5 protein-coding genes and 1 pseudogene are annotated in these 7,744 nt (G+C 30.3%); all 6 read right to left on the bottom strand.

All coding sequences use genetic code 11. The features are described 5' to 3' along the window. Positions 1 to 98: 98 nt before the first annotated feature. On the bottom strand, positions 99 to 962 hold the full coding sequence (gene argB / locus JOC47_RS15040) for an acetylglutamate kinase (protein ID WP_204703235.1): 864 nt from the start codon (positions 960 to 962) through the stop codon (positions 99 to 101). 196 nt (positions 963 to 1,158) lie between these two features. Continuing rightward, positions 1,159 to 2,355: a bifunctional glutamate N-acetyltransferase/amino-acid acetyltransferase ArgJ gene (gene argJ / locus JOC47_RS15035; RefSeq protein ID WP_204703233.1), complete on the bottom strand. Its 1,197-nt coding sequence runs from the start codon at positions 2,353 to 2,355 to the stop codon at positions 1,159 to 1,161. A 309-nt stretch (positions 2,356 to 2,664) separates the two neighbouring features. Further along, positions 2,665 to 3,243 (bottom strand): hypothetical protein, encoded by a 579-nt coding sequence (locus JOC47_RS15030; protein WP_204703231.1) that lies wholly within the window; start codon positions 3,241 to 3,243, stop codon positions 2,665 to 2,667. 38 nt (positions 3,244 to 3,281) lie between these two features. After that, positions 3,282 to 6,239, bottom strand: coding sequence for a leucine-rich repeat domain-containing protein (locus JOC47_RS15025; RefSeq protein ID WP_204703229.1), 2,958 nt, complete (start codon positions 6,237 to 6,239; stop codon positions 3,282 to 3,284). A 355-nt stretch (positions 6,240 to 6,594) separates the two neighbouring features. Continuing rightward, a complete protein-coding gene (locus JOC47_RS15020; protein WP_204703227.1) occupies positions 6,595 to 7,503 on the bottom strand; it encodes an MSCRAMM family protein in 909 nt (302 codons plus the stop codon). A 21-nt stretch (positions 7,504 to 7,524) separates the two neighbouring features. After that, positions 7,525 to 7,744, bottom strand: a pseudogene (locus tag JOC47_RS15015) (hypothetical protein); the annotation flags it as partial.

The raw sequence follows: 7,744 nt of genomic DNA, 5'->3' as shown, positions 1-7,744 counted from the left end.
CACTCTTCACTCTTCACTCTTCACTCTTCACTCTTCACTCTTCACTCTTCACTCTTCACTCTTCACTCTTCACTCTTCACTCTTCACTCTTCACTGCTTTATTTAGTTATCATCGTTCCGATTCCTTTATCAGTAAATATCTCTAATAAAATCGAATGATCCAATCTGCCATCTAAAATATGAGTCCTATTTACATCTTTTTCTAAAGCAGTAATACAGGCATTTACTTTAGGGATCATGCCCCCTACTATAATTTCATCTTCTATCTTTTGTTTAGCTTCTGCAATTTTCAATCTGGAAATTAAAGTACTTTTATCTTCTGGATCTTCTAAAATCCCTTCAGTATTAGTTAATAACATTAGTTTTTCTGCTTCTAAGGCAGCAGCTATTTCTCCAGCTACTAAATCAGCATTAATATTATAACTATTTCCTTCTTTATCTGTACCTACAGGAGCTACAATTGGTACATAATTACTATCAATCATTGAATTAAGTAAAGTAGGATCCACCTCATCAACTTCTCCTACATAACCTAATTCTACTTCACAATCCATTTCACACTTTTGGGCTAAAATCATTTGATTATCTTTTCCTGATAACCCTACAGCTTTAATTCCTAAACTATTAGCTAAAGATACTAAATTAGTATTCACTTCCCCAATTAAAGCCTTTTCTACTACCTGCATTACCTCTTGGCTAGTAATTCTAAATCCTTTATGAAAGTCAGTTTCTAATTCATACTGTTCTAAATTATTACTAATCACTGGGCCTCCACCATGTACTATGACTGGATTAACTCCTACATACTTTAACAAAGTCACATCTTCTAGTACAGAAGCCATTAAATCCTTATTAACCATCGCATTACCACCATATTTAATCACTACTGTCTTATTAGAAAATTCTCGCATATATGGTAGTGCTTCAATTAAAATATCTGCTTTTTCAATTAATTCTTTCAAATTTTTCACCACCCTCTAATTTATTTATTATTGCACATCCTTTTTTATTAACTATAATTTTAGACTTGGCAGTGCCAAGTCTATCTACATATTATTTTTTATTCTTTAATTGTTTTTTCTTTCATTATTCATTAGCAATTATTTTATGTCTTTTTCTTTTAATTGTCCATTATCCATTTTCAATTCTCAATTGTTTTTATGTATGATATTCAGCATTAATCTCTACATATTTATAAGACAAATCACAAGTCCATACTTCCGCTGATTCGTCTCCAGAATTCAAATCAACTTCTATCTTAATTGTAGGTTCTTTTAATAAATCATCTTCATGATTATAAACTTGCTGGGCAGGGCCAAATATATCTTGACCATTAATCCTAATTTCTAGCTTATCGAGGTCAAATTCTACTCCTACTGCTCCTGCAGCAGATGCAATACGTCCCCAATTAGAATCCTCTCCAAAGAGAGCTGTCTTAACTAAATTAGAATTAGCTATTCCTTTAGCAATTTGGACTGCATCTTCTTCCGCAGTGACCCCTTCAACTTCAATAGTCACAAATTTAGTAGCACCTTCTCCATCTTTAACAATTAGATGAGCTAACTTTTTACAAATATAGGTTAAACCTTCTACGAAACGATGATAGCTATCACCTTTTTCTGTTATTGCCTCATTATCTGAAGCACCATTAGCTAAAATTGCTACAGTATCATTAGTACTTTGGTCACCATCTACAGTAATCCGATTAAAAGTTTTATTAACTGCTTCTGCTAGCGCATCCTGTAATAATGTAGCATCAATTTCAGCATCAGTAGTTAAAAAAGATAACATTGTCGCCATATTTGGCTCAATCATTCCAGAACCTTTAGCTATACCACCAATTGTAATCTCTTCACCACCAATATCAACTTTAACCGCTAACTCTTTTTGATATTTATCTGTGGTCATAATTGCTTCTGCCGCTTCAGAACCACCGTTTTCTTTTAAATTTAAAACTGCTCTTTCAATCCCTGGCTTAATTTTGTCCATAGGCAAATATTCGCCAATAATTCCTGTTGAACAGAGAATAATATTTTCTGCTGCTAATCCTAATTTATTAGAAGCAATTTCTATCATCTTTTGAGCATCATTATAACCTCTTTCTCCTGTACAAGCATTAGCATTTCCACTATTAACTAAAATAGCTTGAGCATAACCGCCCTCTACATGTTCACGACTTATTTTTACTGGAGCAGCCTGTGCTTGATTAGTAGTAAACACTGCTGCTGCTTCAGAATTTACAATACTATAAATCAAAGCCATATCTTTTCCTTCTTCTTTAACACCTGTTTTTATCCCTGAAGCAAAAAAATCTAATGGTGTAGTAATCGTCCCTTCAATCTCTTTAACATTCATTAGTCTCACTCCTCATAATCTATTGTAAGTTTATCAGCTAACTTTAATACTAATTCTCTTATATTCTAAATTATAAAGTAAAGTCTTTAATTATTCAATTAAAAAACTATTATTACTTTTAAATTCCTAGAATAAATTACCTTTTGAATAATTATACATAACAAAGTATAAAAATTCAAGCATTTTATCTTTTTCTTACTGCAAAGTTAATTATCATTCTTTAATTAGCATAATAAAAAGCGAAAGTAGTCCAGTATTCAAACTGAACTACTTAATTAACTATATTTTAATTACCTTCTACTTGGTCAATCAGATAGTCGAATAATTTATATATATAGTCTTAAAAATATCTAACTCAATTGTAAACTTATAACTGCTCTCATTTTCTTCTGTTGGTGCTATTTTCTTGCCATTTACAGTTATTGATTTAAAATTATAGTCGTCTCCATAAAAATTCTTTTGCGCATCATTAGGTGTAATTTTTTTCGGAACTTTAATCTTTATTTTAGATCCTACTGGATAAAGACCATTATATTTTCGCCCAATATAATCCTGATTTTTATACATAATTGCATCTTGATCAATTTCAATGGGGTTATGAAGAGGATAATGCAGCCCTGGTTTATCAACTCCTGATCCTAATTCATAAATATTATCCGTAATTTCAAAAACATATCCTACTGTTAATTCTAACCCTCTAGTAATTATTTTTTCATGATCTTCTTCCAATTTCTTTAGTTCATCTTTTTTAATTTTATACTCTTTTTTCTTTTCTTCTTCATAGTCCTCTCTTTCAGGATCTCCACTATACCTATCTAAATCATGATTTTCAATTGCATAGATACCATGATTTATCATCTTTCCATTTTTTTCTGTCACTTCTTTCAAACAAACATAGTCTTTACTATTACCTGCACCAGTACTTACTACTGCATATTCCTTTGGTCTTGACTTAATTGTTCTGCTAACAGCTTTGCTCCATCTTCTTTATTTTCTGCATTAATAGTTAGTCCATACAAAGCTATGTCATTAACAGTCAATCTATCACCTTTTACAATTCCATCTGCTTTATCTGTCCCATGAACTAAATTATCTAAAAATTGATCTAGTTGTTGATTACTTGTTTTCTCAGTGGCTTTAAATGTAAAATCAGTTAAAAAGATAACAGGAACGCCTCGTTCTTTCCACTTTGTATCAAAATTAGTATCTATATGAGACCACGGAATAATTTTTTGACCATCATATAAAACTCTGATTCCTTCATTTTTTAAATAATTGATTGTTTCCATAGTTGCAGATCCTTCTTCTAAATCAAGATTGTTGGCTCTTAAATCTAAGAGTTGAAAATCTTCTAATTTAGTTAAACTCTTTAACGGAGTTATATCAGTAAGCGTTGTTTCACCATCTTGATTTTTATTATCACTAAGATTTAACTCTTTCAAATTCTTTAATGCTCCAGAATTAATTGATTTTTTGATTATAGATAAATCATTGATTTTATTTAAACTAAGATTTAATTTTTCTAAACTAATCAAATTAGATAAAGCATTAACTTTATCTACTGCTATAGATTCTTGCTTTGTATTCAAATCAACCTCTGTAACATCATGATTAGGCATAAATTTCAATAACCCTTTATATTCTGGTTTATAATAATCTAAACCTCTTGGAGCTTCTAAATCAAATAACTTATTCAAGTCCTCTATACCTGTATTAGATAAATTTAACTCTTTTAAGGTAATTAAATTAGCTATTGGGCCTAAATTATTAATAATATTTGAATTAACTGCTTCTCCGCCCCAGTCTTTAATTAATCGCCCTTGAGTATTTAATAAATTCCCATCTTCATTATGCCAATTTCCTAAGTTCAACTTCTCTAATTCAGTAAAATACTGTAGTCCTTCTAAACCTTCAATGATTGCGCTATTAGACGCATCTAAATACTTGATAGTTCTTGCTTTACTAGGAGTTAATTTTTTAGCAATTTCTACTTCTTTTTCTCCTGCTGTAGTTTCATACATAGCCGCATCTTTAAATTCTTCAGATAATCTTACTGTCCTATCTTTAACAAGTTTTTTCTCTGGTTGTTTAAAAATATCGACTTTATCTAAATTGATATTAACATGAACGTCAAGCAACTTCATTAATTCTTTAGAATAATCAGGAATTAATTCCATAAAACTTAGTCCATTTCTCCCTGAATAAGCATCACTTGTCCATTCACTAATATTCTTCTCTCGTTCAGTAAACGGAGGAAATTTGGCGTTAGTTGCAAAAGGGTGTGTAGGATCGTACATTACATCTACCCAAGCTCCACTAAAAAGTAATGGAGCATTTTCACTACTACTTGTTAATTGTCCTAAATTAAGAAACTTTAATTGATACACTTTATCTTCATTTTCTTTAGTCACCATTTTATCCTTATACTGTTTTGGAAACAAAACTCGTTCCCATTTATTATCCATCCCTTTTTCATTAACTTTAAATAATGTATTTCCCATAAGCGAATCTCCTGCAACTTCATTTGTTGCGATTGGTGAATGACCACGCCCTGCTGGATTTACATTACAATGATAATAACCTGGGACAGGATATAAAGCATGAGAACCTTTAGCAATAGAAACTATAGGATGTATCTGCTCATTATTATATTTATATTTAAATGCTTCTACCCAAGGGATTTTCACCCTTCCTCCTTCTTCTACTTTATCATTATTTTCCCAAACTATTTCTCTTTCTAACTTTTCATCAAACAAAGCCATCAACTGACTATCTAAATGAGCTCCAAATACAATAGATTCTGGTTCACTATTAAGATCATCAAATACTAAAGACATACTTTCTCTATCATATACATGAGCTGCTTTATCTGGTTTGTCACTTGTACCTTGTTTAGGGTCAAATGGATAAAAGAAATGATAATTTAAATAATATTTACCGTCTCGTTTAATAAAAGAATAATAAATAGTAGCACTATCTAAACTTCCTGTTATTTTAGCTAACAGAGAAAGGTCATCCAAAAAGCTTTTATGCGTTTGTCCATAATTAAAATCAATATAAAAATCTTCACTTCCATTATTAGCTAAATATTCTCCTAATCCTAAATAAGGAAGTTTGCTTGTAATAACTTGTTTATCTTTTAATCTATTACTTCTTATGTTGAATTCTTCTTCTTCTAAGTTCTTAACATCAGGATAACTATCCTCATCTATCCCATCTTTCTCATGCGGAGCCAAATACCCTAATGGAGCTGGATAATATTCCTCTACATCCGGATAGGCTAATATTGGAGCATATTTTTGGGCTAATTTTAAAGGCTCTACTGATAAACTATCAAAATCTATCTTATTAATAAAAATATTTTGCTTCCATATATCAGGTTCAATTTTTACTGTATAAACTCCATTATTAAAACTACCTAGACCAAGTTCAATCTTTCCATTTTCTCCTACAATCCCAGAAGCAGCTTTGTTTCCTGCCGAATTATATACTTTATATTCATGCTTACTCCATTCCGAAGTAGTTTTTATTTCCATTCTATTATTATTAACATTTATTATCTTAAATTTTTGATATTTTGTTGCCAACTCATTTTTATTTGCAGCCGCTCTTAATCCATTTGTTTCAAATTTTCTTGTTCCCTCAACTATAGATACAGTACACTTTTCAAACTCAACAGGAATATCTCCTGCTATTTCTTCATCATAATTACCATAAGGATAATTGGTTCGATAATAATTAATCTTACCTGAATTATCTGTAATAGCTACTAAAACTGAATAATCTTTAGTTAAATCATTGATATTAGCTATTTGATTTAATTTTCGCTTGATAGTACCAAAGACAATATCTTCTTTAGTTTGCTTACTTGTTTTTTTATTCATTGCATTAGTCTTATTTTCTTTTGCAACTTGAATTGTATGACTTACCTGAAGGGCAAGCCCATTCAGGTTTCTTCATTCATTGAAACGAGCCTAATCTGAACCTACCGTAAATGGCAAGACAAATTAGGTCTTACAGTTTCTAGACTAGCCAAAAGACTAGTTGAGGCAACTTACAATGCCTCCAGAAGCTTTAATTTCCGTCAGCCCGACGGTAATGTATTATATTTTTACCCTTTGCTAATTTAGAGCAGCTTGGTTGTCGCTTACTCTTTATCGTAGGTTTTGATTTTTTTGACTTATATTTAGTATATCATATTTTAGAAATAATATTCAATTATTTCTAAAATGTTATCATTCAGCCCAAAGGCAAGCCCATTAGGGTTTTCTGATAACTAATGCAATAACTTGTACCTATTATATCTTCTTTATCAAAATCAAAAACCTGTTTGAATTTTTCTTTTTGTGCTTCTTCTTTAATTAATTGAGCCACATTTTTTTGTGCTTCTACAATTGATACTTGTTGATTCATAAGCTCTTTTTTTAGTGCTTTATTCTCTACTAAGTCAACTGTCAAAGTCCCATTACTTATTTCTGTTATGTTATCAGTCACTGTTACTTTCTCTTCATCTTTAGCTAGTTTTATTGTCTTACTCTGTTCCTCTTCTAAATCAATTTCCATTTTTACTGTTATATATTTGCTTTTTTCAGCCTTAATATTATATAAACCAGCTTGTAAGTTCTTGAATATTACTTCTCCATTATTGTCTGTTTCTTTAGTTTTAGAATAACTCAATTTATTATTTTTTAATTCTATACTAACTTGTCCTAATTCCTTATTACTTATATTTGTTGTTCTTATTTTAAAATCAAATTTGTCTTTTTCTTCTTTGTCATCAGTATTATAATCTTCATCATTTCCAAATACCAGCTCCGTTTCTCCAGTTACTGTTTGAGGAGAAAAATCATATCCTTCTTTAACTGGTATTACTTCTACTGTTCCTGTTAACCCTGTTTTGCTAAACTGACCATTTTCATCTGTCTTAGCCATCCCAAAATTAGCACTTTTACCTAAAGAAAGTTCCCCATTAAATTTTATAGTTACCTCTGGTACCGGATTCCCATTGTTATCATAAATTGTACCTGAAATACTATACTCACCTTTATTAGAAGACTCATTACTACATCCTATTAATAAAAAACTACTAGCCATCATCACCAATATAAATAAAATAATTAATTTTTTATAACTATTTTCACTAAGCATTTTCTTCCTCCCGTTTTCACTCTAATATTTTATTTTTACTCCTTTATTTTTCAACTTACTTATTACTTTTTTACCTTGTTCAGATTTAGCATATTTGTCTGCTTTACTAATGGTTAATTCTTTTAAATTATCTAATTCTAACAAAACATTAATATCTTCTATTTTGTTCCATCTTATATCTAATTTCTTTATTCCATTTAATTCATTCAAAAAAGTTATATCTTCTATTTGGTTTCCTGTA

It is taken from the genome of Halanaerobacter jeridensis (genome assembly GCF_016908315.1).
In the GTDB taxonomy this organism is placed as follows: Bacteria; Bacillota; Halanaerobiia; order Halobacteroidales; family Halobacteroidaceae; genus Halanaerobacter; species Halanaerobacter jeridensis.
The sequence above is the reverse complement of the archived record's forward strand: the minus strand, read 5'-3'. Positions and strand labels throughout refer to the sequence as shown.

Excerpts from the sequence above, each read along its gene's own strand:
- argJ (WP_204703233.1), bottom strand. The coding sequence starts at position 2,355 with ATGAATGTTAAAGAGATTGAAGGGACGATTACTACACCATTAGATTTT.
- JOC47_RS15025 (WP_204703229.1), bottom strand. The coding sequence starts at position 6,239 with ATGAATAAAAAAACAAGTAAGCAAACTAAAGAAGATATTGTCTTTGGT.
- JOC47_RS15020 (WP_204703227.1), bottom strand. The coding sequence starts at position 7,503 with ATGCTTAGTGAAAATAGTTATAAAAAATTAATTATTTTATTTATATTG.